Below are 16,413 nucleotides of genomic sequence, written 5' to 3'. Positions count from 1 at the left end.
CCGCACGCCGTACTGCCATCAGTTGGTGTCGGTGCAGCCCGGGTGCTTGATGCAGTGGCTCAGCAGCGCCGACTCCGTCATGCTCGGCTCACGCTCCTGCAGGCTCTGCAGGTCCTGAACGTCGAAGGACATGGTTTTCCCCCTCTCTGGTTCCGTGTTCCTCTGGCATCGCCGTTCTCGGGGAACGGCGAGATCATGGGGTGCGCCCGATCACGTCGTCGAGCATCCACAGGCGGGGACGCCCGTGCCGCAGGCGCAGCAGGAAGGCGAGGATGCCCGCGGTGCCGCCGAGGTAGGTCGGCACGACCCTGCCCAGGCGGTCGGGCACGTGCAGCCTGCCCGCACGCCGGACGGCCCGCGCGGTCAGGCACGCGGCCAGGTCCTCCGCCCATCGGCGGTAGCGCTCGTCGGTGGTGAAGTGGGCCATGTCGAGGAGGAAGTCGCCCTCCCCGGGCAGTCCGTGGCACATCGCCGAGCCCGACTGCCACCGCGTCCGGTGTACGGCCGCCGCCGCCCGTTCCGCGAATTCCAGCGCGGTTTGATCGCCTGTGGCGTCCCAGTAGCGGACGAGGAAGGAGCCGATGCCTGACGACCCGCTGCACCAGTGCGGACTGCGGGGGCGTACCGACTCCGGGTCGTCTCGCCGGGAGGGCCACCAGGCCGTGTCCCCGTCGATGTCGGCGTGCTCGTAGAGGGTGTGGGCTACCTCCCGCACGGTCTCCAACCAGTCGGTCCGGTCGAGGGCGAGGCCGCCGTAGAGCAGCGCGGTGCCGATCCCGGCCAGGCCGTGGGCGAAGCCGAAGTGGTTGACGCCGGCCAGGCTGGAGTCCAGCGAGGCGTGGGTCGCCCACTGCGGACGCCCGTTCAGCGAGGACCTCGCGTCGTACAGGCTCTGGAACATCTCCGCGGCCCGCCCGCGCAGCACGGAGTCGTCCGCGCGGGCGGCGAGGCGCAGCGTGGCCATCGCGCTACCGGCCAGGCCGTGCGTGATGTCGGGGCTGGCGTAGCCGGTCGGCAGCCGGTGCGCGGTCCGCACCGCGAAGTCCCGGGTGTCCTGGTCCGGCGCAGCCTCGTACAGCGCCCAGAGCGCGCCGGACCTTCCTGCGTAGAGGCCGGGCGGCCAGGTGTCCTCCTCGGTGAGGCGGCGGCGCAGCCAGCGCGAGACCGCTCCGGCCTGGGCGGGTTCCAGGACCGGGAGGATGCCCGCCGCCCCGGCGCTGACCGAGCACGGGTCGCCTTCGAGCCCGTAGGTGTCGGTGGGCCAGGGAGACGGGCCGTCTTCGCGGTCGTCCATGGTCTCGGTCAGCCAGGCGAGCCCGTCGGAGACGAGGTCGTCGGCGCTGACCCGGGGCTTGGGGGCCGGTTTCGCGGGGGCCGGTCTGAGTTCGTCGAGGAATCGGGCGCATGTGTCGAGCGTCCAGCGGTCCCCGGGCTTGGCGAGCAGGCCCACCACCATGGGGCGGAGCAGCGCCAGGGTGGGGTTGCTCGCGGCCACCCGGTCCACCTGGTCGGCGGCGCGACCGCCCCACGCCGGGCCGGTCGCCTCGTCGTCCGCCAGGCCGAGTTCGGCGGAGGTCGCGAGCAGGTACACCAGCGCGCCGAGGCTGTACAGGTCCGCTTCCTCGGTGGGGGCCTGGCGGAGTTCGCCGGAGTGGGGGATCAGTTCGGGGGCGAGGTAGCCGGGGGTGCCGCCGACCAGGACGGTGCCGTCCAGCGGGGTCGCGTACTCCAGGTCGACGAGCCGGATCCCGCCGTCGGGGAGGATCATCAGGTTGCCCGGCGAGAGGTCGCGGAAGACGTAGCCGCGGGCGTGTACCTTCCGGAGCAGGCCGACCAGGTCGGAGACGATCCGCGCGACCTCCTCGATCGGGCAGCCGAAACCGTTGCCGCCGAGAGGTGTCGCGCGGGTCTCCGACCAGCGCAGCGCGGTGTGGCCCGGCACCAGTTCCTCGGCGAGGAAGGCGTGGCCGCCCTGCTCGAAGTAGTCGACGAGGGCCGGGACGCCGCCGGTGGCGGCGAGGTCGCGCAGCGCGGCGCGTTCCGCGGCCAGCCGGTCTCTGGCGTCCCTGCCGCTGAGGTCGGAGGAGGCGTGCGGGCGGCCCTCCTTGACGATGACCTGGCGTCCGGTCTTCGTGTCCTCGGCGAGGTAGACGCCGCCCTTGGTCGCGTGCCTGATCGCCTCGCGCACCACGAACCGGTCGTTGAGCATCACCGCCGACGAGCCGGGCGTCCGCTTCGGCGGTTCGCCGAACGGGGAGACCGCGAAGCTCGGCGGCGTGAAGGCGGCCACCCGCTGGTCGGGTACCAGCTCTCCGTTCGGGGCGCGCAGCCGGATCTCGTAGAACCCGTCGTTGCCGAGCGTTCGGTGGCCGGAGAAGGCGCCGTAGCGGTAGTGGACGATGCCGCCCGCGCGGTAGGGCCGGTCGGACAGGATCACCGGGCCCGGCAGTCCCGTGGTGGCCTCGTCCAGGAGGGCGGCCAGCCGTACCGACTCGGCGTCGTCGGCCGGGTAGGCGGTGACGAACTTGCCCGCCTGCGCCCTGGCGCAGTGCGGCGCGAGCAGCTCCCAGTAGTCGCCGAGCCGGGCGGGGAACTTGAACGCGCATCCGGCCTCGATCAGCACGCGGGCGACCTGGGTCAGCACGTACGGCGCGGACAGCATCGTCGCGGAGACGTGCAGCTTCCAGCCCTGGTCGGGCATCGCGTAGCCGTCGGGGGTGACGCGGCACCAGTAGTCGGTCTCGTCGACCGACCAGGCGGCTCCGCCGGAGCGTGCGAGCTCGGCGGTCACCAGGTCACGCAGGATGGTCGCGTCGGTCCGCACGGCACTGCCTCCAGGCTTCTCGGCGCCGCCCGATTGGGGGCACGACGAGAACCTCACAGACCGTCCTTGCAAACCATTGGCAAACGACTGAAATGCGAGATCAGGTGCTGTATGTGAAGAATGGGCCTGGTCTGGTCGATGAGATAAGGATGTCCGTTAAAAGGGGCCAATTATCGTTTTACCGAAACCGGCGGCCGACTTGTCCGAAATGCACACGCTCAGGCGACGGTGGGCGGTGAGCCGTTCTGGTTGAAAGAGACGGTGATGCTGCTCGAATCGGACAGGCTCAGCATGGTCTGGTACAGGTCCACACCTTGATACACGCCGCCCGGCGCGCCGCCGATGATCTCGACCAGCGCCATGTGGAGATGCGGCGGGATCCCGCCGAACGAGAACACGGAGCCCAGCAGGTCGCCCCTGCTGACCTGGGACCCGACGGTCAGCCCGGAGGGCACGCCGGTGAGGTGGGTGTAGAAGGCGCCCATCATGTCGTTGGGGGCCCGCATGAAGAGTTGCGCGCCGTACACCTTGCCGCTGTCGGTGCTGGGGTCGTGCGGGCTGAATCTGGTGATATGGGCGTCGAAGGCGGCGCGGACTTCCGTGCCCTCGGCGGCGGCCAGGTCCATTCCGAACTGGATGTACCAGTCAGATGATTGGTGGCCCCCTTCGCCGGGGCCGCCGAGCCCACCGGAAAGCCCGAAGGGCAAGGGGCTGGACAATTCCATGTCGAACGCGGCCACCTTGGTGTTCCTCTCGCGTCGAGGGGGGACCGCAGCAGGGGTTCCGACAATTGGCGGAACCCGGATACACAGCCAACTTAGGTGGACGGGTGGACCATTTCAAGTACGCTTGGTGTTCATTTGCATACTTTTAGTGAGGAAAGTCCTGGCCGGTGAGGAAACCGGCCAGTCGCACAGCGGTGCGCGCGGGGTCGGCGAGGCCGTCCACCGTCGCTGTCGTGCCGTCGAGCCATCGCGTGACGGACCAGTGCCACGGATAGCCGAAGGCCGGCGTCCCCAGCCCCATCGGCACGGGGACGGCCAGCGGCAGCCGGTCACCCCCGCGGCATCAGAGGGTGGTTCACGACGGGGGCAGTGTGATCGCCAGGCCCGGGCAGATGCGGGCGGCCTCGTGGACGGCCTCCCGCAGGCCAGGTTCCGGGCTGTCTTGCAGGAGTACGACGATGCCGTCCGTGTCGCGTTGGTCGAACACCTGCGGTGAGCTGAGGACGCATTGCCCGGAGCCGATGCATGCGTCCTGGTCGACGATGACCTTCATGCGCTTTCTCCCTTTGTGAGTTACCAGGTGACGGGCAGTTCCCGCACCCCGTAGAAGATCGCGTCGGGTTTGAACGTCAGCTCGTCCAGCGGTACGGCCAGGGCCAGCGTGGGGATGCGCCGGTAGAGGGTGCCGTAGACGACCTGCAGTTCCACTCGGGTCAGTGATTGGCCCAGGCACTGGTGGGCGCCGAAACCGAAGGCGACATGGTGACGGGCCTTGCGGCGGACATCGAGCGTGTCGGGCTCGGGGAAGGCCGAGGGGTCCCGGTTGGCGATGCTCTTCACGCCGATGACGCCCTCGCCTTCGCGGATGAGCCGGCCGCCGATCTCGATGTCCGCCCGCGCGACGCGGCGGGCTTCGGTGTGGGTGATGGAGAGGTAGCGCAGGAGTTCCTCGGCGGCGTTGGCCACCAGCGCGGGGTCGCCGCCGTCGCGGATCTGGCGCAACTGGTCCGGGTGCGCCAGCAGCGCGGCCGTGCCCAGCGAGATCATGGTCGCGGTGGTGTCGTGCCCGGCCACCAGCAGGAGTTGACCGATCGTGGCGATCTCACGCCGGGTCATCACGCCGGTCCGGTACTGCTCGACGGCCAGCCTGCTGATCACGTCGTCGCCCGGCTCGGCGTTCCTCCGGTCCACCAGCTCTTCCAGGTAGGCGTTCAGTTCCTCGCTGGCGGCGATGGCCTGCTCGGGGTCGGGCTCGTCCATGACGAGTGTTCGGGCCACCCGGTGGAAGAAGGCGCGGTCGGTGTAGGGCACGCCCAGCAGCTCGCAGATCACCAGTGACGGAACCGGCAGCGCGAACGCCTCCACCAGGTCGACCGGATTCGGGCCGGCGAGCATCTCGTCGATGAGGTCGTCGACGATCCGCTGGATCCGGGGCCGCAACGCCTCCATCCTTTTGATCGTGAAGTCCGAGATCAGCAGCCGCCGCTGGGCGACGTGCTCCGGCGCGTCCATCTGCATCAGCGTCTTCATGTACGCGTCGCGCGCCTTGCTCACCGCGTTGGTGTGCGGGAAGCCGGGTTGTGCGACGTCGACGCTGACGCGCGGATCGGCGAGCAGTGCGCGTACATCCGCGTAGCGGGTGACCAGCCACGGGGTGCTGCCGTCCCACAGCCTCGCCTGCGACACCGGCTCTTCTTCGATTCGCCGCCTCAGCTCCGGTGACGGGTCGAAAGGGCAGCCCGCCGCTCGGGGCATCGGAAACAGCGCGTCAGTCATGGAATCTCCTCGTGTCGGAATGATGGGCGTCATGAGTGGTCGGGCCGGCCAGAGCGATTCGCGGCGCGTGCGGTGATGATCCCGATCGCGCAGATGGCGGCGAATCCGAACAGCAGGTATCGGGCCGAGTCGAGCATCGAGTGCCCGCCCAGGTTGACCAGGACCCCGGCGACCGCCGTACCGAACGCGGTCGACATCGTCGTCACAGTGGCGATCGCCGCGGCCGCCTGCTTTCCCTCCTCCGGGTCACGGGTGCTGGTCATCGCGGCCACGGACAGGTGCGGGTAGGCGACGCCGATGCCCGAACCGGCGACGAACAGCACCAGCGCCCAGACGAGCACCAGCCAGATCGGCGTGTCGTCGCGCTGCAGCAGCCCCTGGAGGAGGAAGCCGAGCGCGAGCAGTACCGGGCCGATGGCGCGCAGCCGGCGCACCGTGCGCTCCCTGACCGCCGACGAGCTGGCGATCTGGGTCACCGACCAGCCGAGCGAGATGGCCGCGCCGAAGAAGCCCGCCGCGAGCGGGGGCAGCCCGCCCAAGTGCTGGCCGAACAGCGGGACGAACGACTCGACCGCGACGCCGAAGGCCAGCAGCCCGATGGTCAGGTAGACCCACTTCAGCGATGAACCCGCCCGGTACGTCGTGCGCGGGAAGACCCGCAGCTCGCTGCGCCGTTCATGGGCGACGAACCCGACGACCAGCAGCAGCGCCACCGCAACGCCGGCGGCCATCGCCATCGCGCCGGGCAGGACGCCCGCCACGCTGACGGCCGCGGTGGCGGCCGTGACCAGCACCAGCGACACGACCGGAATCGGAGCCCGCGCGCCACCGCGCTCGCTCCGGGGCAGCACACGGGGTACGGCCACGCCGCACACCCCCGCGACCACCGCCATCACCACGAACGCCAGGCGCCACGAGCCGAACTGGGCGAACAGGCCGCCGAGCGCCGGGCCGACGAAGTTGCCCACGCCGTACATCGCCGACATCAGCGCGTTGCCGCGCGTCCAGAGGCGGCGCGGCAGGGCTGATCGGATGACGGCGAACCCCAGCCCGGACAGCAATCCGGCGCCGAGCCCCTGGACGCCACGGCCGGCCAGCAGCACCGGCATCGCAGGGCTCACCGCACAGGCCACCGAGCCCACCGTGAACACGGCGAAGCCGAGGAGGTAGGCGCCGACGTTGCCCCATCGGGCGAGGAGCCGGCTGACGAGCATCGTCGCGATCACCATGGCGACCAGGTAGATCGTCATGTTCCACGCGTAGAAGCTGGCGCCGCCGAGTTCGGCCACCGCGGTCGGCAGCATGCTCGACGCCAGATAGATGTTGACCGCGCCCACCAGCACCCCGCCGGCCAGCACGATCGCGGCTCCGAGGTGCTCTGGTCCCAGGAGCTCCCGCCAGGGGGGCGCTCCCTTTTCGTTCAGTGCGTCGGTCGAGCCGTAGCCCGTCCGCGGGTCGCGGGTCTCGACGGCAGGCTCCGCCGCGGGCCGCTCGTTGTCGTCGGCATTCATGACTTCAAGCCTGTCGTTGTAACGATCCCGGAAGCTTTTCGTCGCCAGCGACCCGCGCTGCAGGGCCGACGGGAGGGAAGTCTCAAGTCCGCAGGTACGGCTCGCGTGGCCTTTGGGCCTTGCAGGCGTGCATGCGCGGCGTTACCCTCGGCATAACTGTTAGGAAACTTTCCTGTAAAAAAAGCTGCCCCACACCCCCGGGAGCGAATCAGTGTCGAAGAACCCCCTCATGGCTTTACTCGCCGTCCTCGCGGCGGCCGCCGCCATGTTCGTCGTCCTGCCCATGTCCGCGGCCTCGGCGGCGGCCTGTGCCACGGCGTGGAGCCCCTCGGCCGTCTACACCGGAGGCATGGTCGCCTCCCACAACGGCAGCAACTGGCAGGCCAAGTGGTGGACGCAGAACGAGACGCCCGGCTCGGCCGCCGTCTGGGCCAGCCAGGGCTCCTGCACCGGCGGTGGCGGCCCCACCACTCCTCCCACCTGCAACCACCCGAACTGGGCAGCGGGCACCTGGTACGCCACGGGCAGCATCGTCCGATACACCAACGGCCAGTACTACATCGCCGAGCACGACAACCCGGGCTACGACCCGACCATCAGCACCTGGTACTGGGACCCGTACTCCTGCAGCGGCCCCACCGACCCCCCGGACCCTTCGGGCTTCGTGGTGAGTGAGGCGCAGTTCAACCAGATGTTCCCGAGCCGCAACTCCTTCTACACCTACAACGGCCTGACCGCCGCGCTGAGCGCCTACCCGGGCTTCGCCAAGACCGGCAGCGACACGGTCAGGAAGCAGGAGGCCGCCGCCTTCCTCGCCAATGTCAACCACGAGACCGGCGGCCTGGTCCACATAGTTGAGCAGAACACCGCCAACTACCCGCACTACTGCGACAGCAGCCAGCCCTACGGGTGCCCCGCCGGGCAGGCCGCCTACTATGGCCGCGGTCCGATCCAGCTGAGCTGGAACTTCAACTACAAGGCGGCCGGTGACGCGCTCGGCCTGCCGCTGCTGACCAACCCGTGGCTGGTGCAGAACGACGCCGCCGTGGCCTGGAAGACCGGCCTCTGGTACTGGAACACGCAGAACGGCCCCGGCACCATGACCCCGCACAACGCGATGGTCAACGGCAGCGGCTTCGGCGAGACGATCCGCAGCATCAACGGCGCCCTGGAGTGCAACGGCGGGAACCCGGCCCAGGTGCAGAGCCGTATCAACTCCTACCAGCGCTTCACCCAGATCCTGGGCGTCACACCAGGCTCCAACCTGAGCTGCTGACCCTGTTCAACGCCCCTCGCCGTCGAATCCGCGGCGGGGGGTTACCATTTCCCGGCGAGGGCGACTTCGGCTACTACCTCCCTACTCAGCCGAGCCGATTGTCACGATCAGTTTGCCGGTGACGTGCTCGTTCACCAGGTCCGCGTAGGCCTGCGCGGCCTGCTCGAGTCGATAGCGGCGGGTCACGGTGGACGGCAGGATGCCCTTCAGGGCCAGCGCCGCCACCTCGTTCAGGTCGCCGGGGCGCGCCGCGGTGTAGACGGTCTCGATGCCGGAGTCGGGGCCGGGGCTGGGGAAGGCGAGGTTCAACAGGCGTCCTCCAGGGCGAACGAGCGAGGCCATGGCGGGCAGGGACGTCCCCGGTAGGGCCAGATTGACCAGGGCGTCCACGCCCTCAGGATGGCGACGGCGGGTTTCCGCGGCTGTGTCGGCCGACCGGTAGTCGATCACCTCGGCGGCGCCCAGCCCGCGCACGTACTCCTCGTCCTCAGGCAGGGCGGTGGCGATCACGTGAACGCCGCGCGCCGCCAGCAGCGGCACCACCGCGCCCCCGACGCCGCCGGCCGCCCCGATGACCAGCGCCTTCATGCCCGCAGTGAAGTCCCCGGCGCGCAGCAGCGGAAGGGCGGTCAGGGCGGTGGTGGGCAGGCTCGCCGCGTGCTCGGCGGGCAGTTCGGCGGGTCTGAGCGCGAGGGCGGGCGTGTCGGCGTCGAAGACCGCGTACTCGGCCATCGTGCCCGTGGTGAACGAGGGCGGCGAACAGAGCAGCTCCGCCATACCCCCGGCCGTCCTCGGCAGACCAAGACCGAAGACCTCGTCCCCCGGGGCGAATCGGCCGCCGCCTTCACCTGCGGCGGTGACGGTGCCCGCGAAGTCACCGCCGAGGACGTGCGGGAACGCCAGCGGGGCCATCTCCTTGAACGTCCCGCCGACAAGCCTGAGATCGGCCGGGTTGAGCGCCGCCGCCACGATCCGCACCTGGATCTGGCCGGGGCCGGGCGGCGGGATCGGCACGTCCAGCAGTTCCAGGACCTCCACGCCACCGTATCCATGGGCGGCCAGTGCCTTCATCGAGCTACCTCCATAAGCGGACCGTTCGGTCAGGTTGTGGCGAGCGTAACATGACCGAGCGGTCCGGTTGGGGTACAGTCCTTTTCGTGGACAGGATGCGGGCCGACGCCGCGCGAAACAGGCGACTGCTGCTGGAGGCCGCCGCGGCCGAATTCGCCGAGTACGGCACGGAGGTCTCGATCGCACGCATCGCGGCGCGGGCGGGAATCGGCAAGGGCACCGTGTTCCGGCACTTCGCCACCAAGGAGCACCTGGTCACCGCGATCTTCGGCGACCAACTCGACCGGCTGGCGGCCAGAGGCGAGGAGCTCCTGGGTCATGCCGATTCCGGGCAGGCGCTGCTGGCGTTCATGGCGGACGCGGTCGAGATGCAGGTCGCCGATCGGTCCTTCTGCCAGGCGGTCACCGCGGACCTGCGAAGGGATCCACAGCTCAGGGCCGCCAGCGACCGGCTGGTGGCAGCAGCGGGATCTCTCACAGCCCGCGCACTGGCGGACGGCGTCGTACGCGACGACATCACCGGATACGACATCGTTCTGCTGATCAACGCCGTGGCGCAGGCGACGGCACCACTCGGCGACGCGGTCCCAGGTCTGTGGCGACGCTACCTCAGCCTGATCTTCGACGGCCTGCGCCCGCAGGCCGCTCACCCCCTCCCGGTCCCCGCCCCCGACTCCCTGGCCCCACCCTGACCGCCACCCGCCGGCCGATCATCCCGCCTGACCATCCGGTCGGCGGCATCGCGCAAATGAGAGCGGGCCAGGCTGATCGTGCCCCGGCGTGACCCGCGCACGCGACGGCCTGCTCCCGGGTGGTGGTGGCCGGGGCTAGATCGTCGGCCGGTCGTGGAGATGGTCCTCTTCGACGATGAAGCGGGTCAGGTCGACGCGTGAGTCGATGTCCAGTTTGCGGAAGATCTGCCGCAGATGGAACGCGACGGTGTGCACGCTGATGAACATCTGGTCGGCGGCCTGGCGGTTGGTCAGCCCCCGGGCGACCAGGCGGGCGACCGCGCGCTGCGTGGCGGTCAAGCTGCCCCAGCCCAGGGCCGCCCCCTGTTCGCGGCTCCAGTGGCGGTGCCGGACGCCCAGGAGGCGCAGCCGCCGCCGGACCCTGGCGGAGTCTCGCACCGCTCCCGTCGCCTCGAAACCGGCGAGCGCGTCGTCGAGGACGCGGATCGCGGCGTCGCGCTCCCCGGTCGACGCGAGTGCCGCCCCGAGATCCTCCCGGGCCGACGCCCGCGCGTAGTCGTCACGAGCGGCGGCGACGGCGACAGTGAAGGCCGACACATCCTTGTCGAGCAGGCCGCGGGCGTGGGCGGCAGCCGCCAGGACGGCGGAGAAGGCGGGGTTGTCGTCGGCCAGGCTGCGGGCCGCCGCGACGACGCTCTCGGCTCGCGGCCGGTCGCCCACGCTCAACGCGAGGCGGACGAGCCACGCCGCGGCGGTCGGCTCCACGATGAGCAGGCCGCGGTGCCGATCGAGCATCGGGTAGAGGCCGGAGAGCAGGGCCATGGCCTTGCGCGGCTGCCCTCGTGCCTCCATGACCTGAGCGGAGAGCATCAGGCAGCGCAACCGCCCCTGCGTCGGGCCGTAGTGGGACACCTGAGCGCGGTCGCCCTCCACATGACCGGCCGCCTCCTGGAGATCCCCGCGCCGCAACGCCGCCGCCCCCAACACCGCCATGCCCAGCGACGTGAACAGATGCGTGCCCAGCGAGTCGGCGGTGGCCAGCCCCGCCTCGGCTCCCGCCACCGCGTCCACCACCCGATGTCCGGCCAGCTCGAAACGCGCGTGGAGTACGGCGGGGCCCGCCGCCCACGCGATGTGCCCCAGCGTCTCCACCTCCTCGCGGGCCGTACGCAGCAGGGTCTCCGCCTCGTCGAGGCGGCCGACGTCAAGCAGCATCGACGCCATCGCCAGATGAGGGTGGGTACGGCGAGCCGCCCCCGAGCCCTCGTCCGCCCGTTGTACGGCTTCGCGGGCCAGGTTCAGCCCGTCGGAGAGCCTGCCGCGGTCCCAGCGGTCGGCCGCGAGGATCGTGAGGGCCGTGACGACCACGGCGTCGCCGTGCCGGTCGGCCTCCTCGAGAATCGATGCGGCCCGCCGTACCGCGCTCTCGCTGTCCTGCTGTCCCGCGAGGGCCTGGAGGAGTGACACATGGGCCCGGTCCCGGACCGCGTCGGGCAGCTCGGGCTCCGCCAGGGCCGTCTCCGCCTCGGTCACCGCGCCCGCCGCCTGACCGGACAGGACGAGGACGGCCGAGAGCTCGCCGTGCAACTGGGCCGCGACCTGCGGCGGAAGGGGCTGGGCCAGTGTCGCGGTGACCAGCTCGGTGGCCTCTCCCAGCCGCCCCGCCTCGATCATGGCTTGGGCGGTTTTCAGTGAGTGTGTGAGGCGCCGGGGGCTGGTGGGTTCCGTCGTGCGCGCGGCGGAGGCGGGTGTGTCGGCGAGGAGGCCGCCGATCTGGTGGTGCAGGGCTTGGCGCAGCGGCGTCGGCAGGCCCTCGGCGATGGCCTGGCGGATGAGCGCGTGCCGGAAGTGGAGAGAGTCGGGGCCGACCGTCAGCAGGTCGGCGTCCATGGCCTCCTCCAGGGCGGGGAGCAGGGCGGCGGGTGTTCGGCCGAGCACTTTGGCCATGTCCTCGGGGGAGAAGGGCCGCCCCAGTACCGCCGCGGTCTCGACCAGTTGGCGAGCCTGGCCGCTCAGCCGTTCCAGGCGCCGTGCCACCAGTCGCTGGAGTCGTCGCGGAAGCCGCCCGGAGACCAGGTGGGTCAGCCCGCCGGAGACGTGGATCGCCTGCTCCTCCTGGAGTCCGGTCAGGAGCTCGACCAGGAGGTGGGGGTTGCCGCCCGCCCCGGCCGCCAGCTCCAGCACCTCGCGGCCGGGCGTGGCGGCCAGGAAGTCGGCGGCGACCTCGGCGACCGCGTCGGGGGGCAACGGGCCGAGCTCCAGCCGGATGCCACCCTCCGATTCGAGGAGGGAGAACAGGCGTTCGGCCTCGGTCCCGTGGTCGAGGGTGTTCCGGGCGAGCAGCCAGACGAGCGGCTGGGAGGTCAGCCGTGACTGAAGGGTTCTCAGCGCTTTGAGGGTGGTCGGATCGGCCCATTGGAGATCGTCCAGGATCACCGCGACCGGGTTCGCGGACGCGAGCGCCTCCGCCCTGATCCGCAACCGCTCGACCAGCGCGAGGGGCGTGTCGATGGCGAGCGTCTCGTCCGCGGGGGTGATCGGCGACTGGTTGAACGCGGCGAGCAGCGGCGCCATCGGGACGAGCTGTCCGAACTCCTCCGACTGCCCGACCGCGAGGGAGAACCGCCGTGAGGTGGCCGCGTCGGCCGCCTCGGCGAGGAACCTGCTCCTGCCCATGCCCGGCTCGCCGTCGAGGAGCAGTACTCCGCTCTTGCCCCGCCGCGCCCCTCGGAGGAGCCCGAGGACGGCCCGCCATTCGCGCTCACGTCCACGCATTCGGTCACTCCCGGAATCGGACTCCTGGCGATAGATAACGAACAGGTCACGACCATCGTATGAGAGGCGTTCGCACACCCCTCATTCAGGTAGCCCCAGGAACCGCGAATATCGCCAGGTCATCGCCGGACGACTACCCGAGTTGAGGATGCGAGGCGGGACATCTGGAGCAAGGGTCGAGATAGGGAGAGGAGGCTCACATGGCCAAGGCAGTCGGGATCGATCTTGGCACGACGAACTCAGTGATCGCCGCGATGGAGGGCGGGCAGGCGACCGTCATCCCCAACACCGAGGGATCGAGAACGACTCCCTCCGTGGTGGGCTTCACCGAGCAGGGCGAGCGGCTCGTCGGGCAGTTGGCCAGGCGGCAGGCCATCCTCAACCCCAAGGGCACGATCTACTCCGCCAAACGCTTCATCGGTCGGCGCTTCGACGAGGTGACGAGCGAACAGACCGCCGTCTCGTTCGACGTGGTCGCCGGACCGGGCGGCGAGGCCCGCTTCGAGATCCGCGGCAAGCAGTACACGCCGGAGGAGATCTCCGCGCTGATCATCCGCAAGCTCGCCGACGACGCGGGCAAGTACCTCGGCGAGAAGGTCACCGAGGCCGTCATCACCGTTCCCGCGTACTTCAACGACGCCCAGCGGCACGCGACCAAGGACGCGGGGCGCATCGCGGGCCTCGAAGTGCTGCGCATCATCAACGAGCCCACCGCCGCCGCCCTGGCCTACGGCCTGGACAAGAAGGCGAACGAGACCGTCCTCGTGTTCGACCTCGGCGGCGGCACCTTCGACGTGAGCATCCTGAACATCGGGGAAGGAGTCGTCGAGGTACGGTCGACCTCGGGTGACACCCATCTCGGCGGCGACGACTTCGACCGGCGCATCGTCGACCACCTGGCCGACGAGTTCCAGCGGCAGGAGGGCATCGACCTGCGCCGCGACCCCCAGGCGCTGCAGCGCCTCTTCGAGGCCGCCGAGAAGGCGAAGGTGGAGCTCTCCTCGGTCACCCAGGCGACGATCAGCCTGCCGTTCGTCACGGCCGACGCCGCCGGCCCCAAGCACCTGAACACGACGCTGATGCGGTCGACGTTCGACCAGCTCACCGCGGACCTCGTCGAGCGGTGCATGGAACCGGTCAAGCAGGCGATGGCCGACGCCAAACTGACCGCGGACGACATCGATGAGGTGATCCTCGTCGGGGGCTCCACCCGGATCCCGGCCGTGCAGAACCTGGTGCGCCGGCTGACCGGTGGCAAGGACCCCAACATGTCGGTGAACCCCGACGAGGTGGTCGCCATCGGCGCCGCCATCCAGGCCGCCATCATCAAGGGCGAGGTCAAGGACGTGCTGCTGCTCGACGTCACGCCGCTGTCCCTGGGCGTGGAGACGCTGGGCGGCGTGATGACCAAGGTGATCGAGCGCAACACCACCATCCCGGCGCGCCGTACCGAGATCTTCAGCACGGCGGAGGACAACCAGAGCTCGGTCGACATCGTGGTGCTCCAGGGCGAGCGGGAGCGGGCGGCCGACAACCGGGTGCTCGGCCGGTTCAAGCTGGAGAACATCCGGCCGGCGCCCCGGGGCCTCCCACAGGTCGAGGTCACCTTCGACGTCGACGCGAACGGCATCCTCAACGTCTCGGCCCGGGACAAGGACACCGGCGCGGAACAGCGCATCACCATCAGCGAGAGTTCGACGCTGGACAAGGAACAGGTCGAGAGGATGATCGCGGACGCCGAACGACACCGGGGCGAGGACGTACGGCTCCGCGAACTGGTGGACGCCCGCAACGAGCTGGACACGGTCGCCTACCAGGTCGAGCGGCGCCTGGCCGAACTCGGCTCCGCCGCCGCCGAGCACGACAGGGCCCGCGCCGAGATGCTGGTCGTGGACGCCAGGCAGGCCATCAAGGAGGAGGCCCCGCTCGACCGGCTCCGCTCGCTCACCTCGGAGTTGCAGCAGGTCTACCACGGCCTCGCCGCGGCCCCCGCCGGGCAGCAACCTCCGCCGTCCGGCGGTGACGACGTCATCGACGCCGAGTTCACCACCCCGGACTGACATGTCCGAGCACGACCCGGCGCCGACTCCGGCCGAGCAGATCGAGACGTCCGAGCGCGCCGAGACGACGGAGCTGAAGGCGCGGGTGTCCGAGCTGGAGGACCAGCGGCTGCGCGCCCTCGCGGACCTTGACAACGTGCGCAAGCGAGCGGCCTGGGAGGCGGGGAAGGAGCGGGAGCGGGTGCTCGGGGAGTGGCTGCCGGTGATCGACAACCTCGACCTCGTGCTCCAGCACGCCGACTCCGATCCCGACGCGCTCGTGGAGGGGGTCAAGGTGGTGCGCGAGCAGGCGCTCGCCCTGCTCGACCGGTTCGGCTTCCCGCGCCAGGACGACGACCAGGCGCCGTTCGACCCGGCCCGCCACGAAGCGGTCGGCACCGTCGCGACCACCGAGGTCCCACCGGGAACGGTCGTCCAGGTCGTCCGGCCCGGGTACGGCGAGGGCGAACGCCAGCTCCGCCCCGCGACCGTGATCGTGGCGAAGGCGGACTGATGGCCGATCAACGCGACTTCTACGAGGCCCTCGGAGTCTCCAGGACGGCGAGCCAGGACGAGATCCAGCGCGCCTACCGCAAGCTGGCCCGCACCTACCACCCGGACGTCAACAAGGACCCGGTGGCCGAAGAGCGGTTCAAGGAGCTCGCCGAGGCGTACCAGGTCCTCTCCGATCCGGAGACCCGGCGCCGCTACGACGCGTTCGGCGCCGACTTCCGCCGGGTGCCGGAGGACGTCGACCCGGACACCTGGGCACGAGCGCGCGCGGGAGCCGGTGCGGGCGGGTGGACCGGCCAGACCCGGCGGCAGGGCGACGTCGACCTCGAAGACCTCTTCGGCGAGATGTTCGGCGGCGGGCGAGGCCGCGGCGGCTGGGGCCCCGCCCCGGGCGCCGACCAGGAGGCGGAGCTGGTGCTCACCGTCGAGGAGGCGTACCGCGGGGGCCGGAAGCGGCTCACCCTCAGCGGCGATCGGCAGGTCGACGTCACCATCCCGCCCGGCGTGACGAACGGCCAGCGCATCAGGCTCGCGGAACAGGGCGGGCACGGAGCGCGCGGAGCCCGGCCGGGAGATCTCTATCTGATCGTCCGCATCGCCGATCACCCGCGCTACCGCGTCGAGGGCCGCGACATCCATGTCACGCTGCCGCTCACCCCATGGGAGGCCACCCTGGGAGCGACCGTCTCACTCGACACGCCCGGCGGCGAAGCCAAGGTCAAGGTGCCGAAGGGCACCTCCACCGGCCGCCGGCTGCGCCTGCGCGGCCGCGGGCTCCCGAACCCCCGCGGCACCCCCGGAGACCTCTACGCCGAAGCGCGGATCATGGTTCCCGCGCGCCTCACCGAGGAGGAGGAGCGGCTGTTCAACCACCTGGCCGCGATCTCCGACTTCGATCCCAGGAGGTCGCGATGAGTCACGCGCTCGCCCGGTGGGCGCCGGTCGATCTGGACCTGGAGACGTTCGCACGGGTCACCGGCCTCCATCCGGAGATGGCGCGCCGGTTGGTGGTGCTGGGCCTGCTCGAAGCCCACCGCGACGCCGCCGGCCGGTTGTGGTTCCCGCTCTCCCAGGTCGCCGTGGCAGGCCGTATCCAGCGGCTGCGCGCCGGACTCTCGCTGAACTACGCCGCGCTCGGCCTCGTGATGGACCTGCTCGACCGCATCGCGGAGCTGGAAGCTGCTCTGCGCAATCGACGCACAGGAGGCTGA

The 16,413-nt window shown here is 70.6% G+C and carries 13 protein-coding genes; 6 read left to right on the top strand and 7 right to left on the bottom strand.

What is annotated here, in order from left to right:
• Nucleotides 1–193: 193 nt before the first annotated feature.
• The 5 genes from lanL to ABZ911_RS32190 all read right to left on the bottom strand — a co-directional run bounded on the left by lanL (nucleotide 194) and on the right by ABZ911_RS32190 (nucleotide 6,836).
• Nucleotides 194–2,824, bottom strand: coding sequence for a class IV lanthionine synthetase LanL (gene lanL / locus ABZ911_RS32210; protein ID WP_358064457.1), 2,631 nt, complete (start codon nucleotides 2,822–2,824; stop codon nucleotides 194–196).
• A gap of 218 nt (nucleotides 2,825–3,042) precedes the next feature.
• The gene (locus tag ABZ911_RS32205; protein ID WP_358064454.1) at nucleotides 3,043–3,564 is read right to left on the bottom strand and encodes a peptidoglycan DD-metalloendopeptidase family protein; all 522 of its coding nucleotides are present in this window, start codon (nucleotides 3,562–3,564) and stop codon (nucleotides 3,043–3,045) included.
• A gap of 340 nt (nucleotides 3,565–3,904) precedes the next feature.
• Entirely contained in the window at nucleotides 3,905–4,102 is a 198-nt protein-coding gene (locus ABZ911_RS32200) for a ferredoxin (RefSeq protein ID WP_358064451.1), read from the bottom strand.
• A 20-nt stretch (nucleotides 4,103–4,122) separates the two neighbouring features.
• Nucleotides 4,123–5,325 (bottom strand): cytochrome P450, encoded by a 1,203-nt coding sequence (locus tag ABZ911_RS32195; RefSeq protein WP_358064448.1) that lies wholly within the window; start codon nucleotides 5,323–5,325, stop codon nucleotides 4,123–4,125.
• Between the two features lie 29 nt (nucleotides 5,326–5,354).
• On the bottom strand, nucleotides 5,355–6,836 hold the full coding sequence (locus tag ABZ911_RS32190; protein WP_358064445.1) for an MFS transporter: 1,482 nt from the start codon (nucleotides 6,834–6,836) through the stop codon (nucleotides 5,355–5,357).
• Nucleotides 6,837–7,065: 229 nt separating this feature from the next.
• Between ABZ911_RS32190 and ABZ911_RS32185 the strand changes: the two genes are divergently transcribed.
• Nucleotides 7,066–8,112, top strand: coding sequence for a glycoside hydrolase family 19 protein (locus ABZ911_RS32185; protein WP_358064442.1), 1,047 nt, complete (start codon nucleotides 7,066–7,068; stop codon nucleotides 8,110–8,112).
• Nucleotides 8,113–8,193: 81 nt separating this feature from the next.
• Here the strand turns inward: ABZ911_RS32185 and ABZ911_RS32180 are convergent, their stop codons facing one another.
• Nucleotides 8,194–9,183, bottom strand: a complete 990-nt coding sequence (locus ABZ911_RS32180; RefSeq protein ID WP_358064439.1) for an NADP-dependent oxidoreductase — start codon at nucleotides 9,181–9,183, stop codon at nucleotides 8,194–8,196.
• 95 nt (nucleotides 9,184–9,278) lie between these two features.
• Here ABZ911_RS32180 and ABZ911_RS32175 point away from each other — a divergent pair, with 95 nt between their 5' ends.
• Entirely contained in the window at nucleotides 9,279–9,875 is a 597-nt protein-coding gene (locus ABZ911_RS32175) for a helix-turn-helix domain-containing protein (RefSeq protein WP_358064646.1), read from the top strand.
• Between the two features lie 135 nt (nucleotides 9,876–10,010).
• Here the strand turns inward: ABZ911_RS32175 and ABZ911_RS32170 are convergent, their stop codons facing one another.
• Entirely contained in the window at nucleotides 10,011–12,650 is a 2,640-nt protein-coding gene (locus tag ABZ911_RS32170; protein WP_358064436.1) for an AAA family ATPase, read from the bottom strand.
• Nucleotides 12,651–12,850: 200 nt separating this feature from the next.
• Here ABZ911_RS32170 and dnaK point away from each other — a divergent pair, with 200 nt between their 5' ends.
• Genes dnaK through ABZ911_RS32150 form a run of 4 tightly spaced genes read left to right on the top strand, consistent with a single transcriptional unit; the run spans nucleotide 12,851 to nucleotide 16,413 of the window.
• Complete coding sequence (dnaK, locus tag ABZ911_RS32165; RefSeq protein WP_358064433.1) at nucleotides 12,851–14,710, top strand: molecular chaperone DnaK; 1,860 nt, start codon at nucleotides 12,851–12,853, stop codon at nucleotides 14,708–14,710.
• Nucleotide 14,711: 1 nt separating this feature from the next.
• Nucleotides 14,712–15,203: a nucleotide exchange factor GrpE gene (locus ABZ911_RS32160; RefSeq protein ID WP_358064430.1), complete on the top strand. Its 492-nt coding sequence runs from the start codon at nucleotides 14,712–14,714 to the stop codon at nucleotides 15,201–15,203.
• Nucleotides 15,203–16,117 carry a DnaJ C-terminal domain-containing protein gene (locus tag ABZ911_RS32155; RefSeq protein ID WP_358064427.1) on the top strand — a complete coding sequence of 305 codons (915 nt, stop codon included), beginning with the start codon at nucleotides 15,203–15,205 and terminating at the stop codon, nucleotides 16,115–16,117. Before ABZ911_RS32160 ends, ABZ911_RS32155 begins: the two co-directional genes overlap by 1 nt.
• Nucleotides 16,114–16,413: a chaperone modulator CbpM gene (locus ABZ911_RS32150; protein ID WP_358064424.1), complete on the top strand. Its 300-nt coding sequence runs from the start codon at nucleotides 16,114–16,116 to the stop codon at nucleotides 16,411–16,413. Before ABZ911_RS32155 ends, ABZ911_RS32150 begins: the two co-directional genes overlap by 4 nt.

Origin of the sequence: Nonomuraea sp. NPDC046570 (assembly GCF_040645915.1) — a bacterium.
Classification (GTDB): Bacteria; Actinomycetota; Actinomycetes; order Streptosporangiales; family Streptosporangiaceae; genus Nonomuraea.
The sequence above is the reverse complement of the archived record's forward strand: the minus strand, read 5'-3'. Positions and strand labels throughout refer to the sequence as shown.

What these genes read in the sequence shown, in the direction of transcription:
- ABZ911_RS32200 (WP_358064451.1), bottom strand. Translation starts at nt 4,102, where the DNA reads ATGAAGGTCATCGTCGACCAGGACGCATGCATCGGCTCCGGGCAATGC.
- ABZ911_RS32195 (WP_358064448.1), bottom strand. Translation starts at nt 5,325, where the DNA reads ATGACTGACGCGCTGTTTCCGATGCCCCGAGCGGCGGGCTGCCCTTTC.
- ABZ911_RS32190 (WP_358064445.1), bottom strand. Translation starts at nt 6,836, where the DNA reads ATGAATGCCGACGACAACGAGCGGCCCGCGGCGGAGCCTGCCGTCGAG.
- ABZ911_RS32185 (WP_358064442.1), top strand. Translation starts at nt 7,066, where the DNA reads ATGGCTTTACTCGCCGTCCTCGCGGCGGCCGCCGCCATGTTCGTCGTC.
- ABZ911_RS32180 (WP_358064439.1), bottom strand. Translation starts at nt 9,183, where the DNA reads ATGAAGGCACTGGCCGCCCATGGATACGGTGGCGTGGAGGTCCTGGAA.
- ABZ911_RS32175 (WP_358064646.1), top strand. Translation starts at nt 9,279, where the DNA reads ATGCGGGCCGACGCCGCGCGAAACAGGCGACTGCTGCTGGAGGCCGCC.
- ABZ911_RS32170 (WP_358064436.1), bottom strand. Translation starts at nt 12,650, where the DNA reads ATGCGTGGACGTGAGCGCGAATGGCGGGCCGTCCTCGGGCTCCTCCGA.
- dnaK (WP_358064433.1), top strand. Translation starts at nt 12,851, where the DNA reads ATGGCCAAGGCAGTCGGGATCGATCTTGGCACGACGAACTCAGTGATC.
- ABZ911_RS32160 (WP_358064430.1), top strand. Translation starts at nt 14,712, where the DNA reads ATGTCCGAGCACGACCCGGCGCCGACTCCGGCCGAGCAGATCGAGACG.
- ABZ911_RS32155 (WP_358064427.1), top strand. Translation starts at nt 15,203, where the DNA reads ATGGCCGATCAACGCGACTTCTACGAGGCCCTCGGAGTCTCCAGGACG.
- ABZ911_RS32150 (WP_358064424.1), top strand. Translation starts at nt 16,114, where the DNA reads ATGAGTCACGCGCTCGCCCGGTGGGCGCCGGTCGATCTGGACCTGGAG.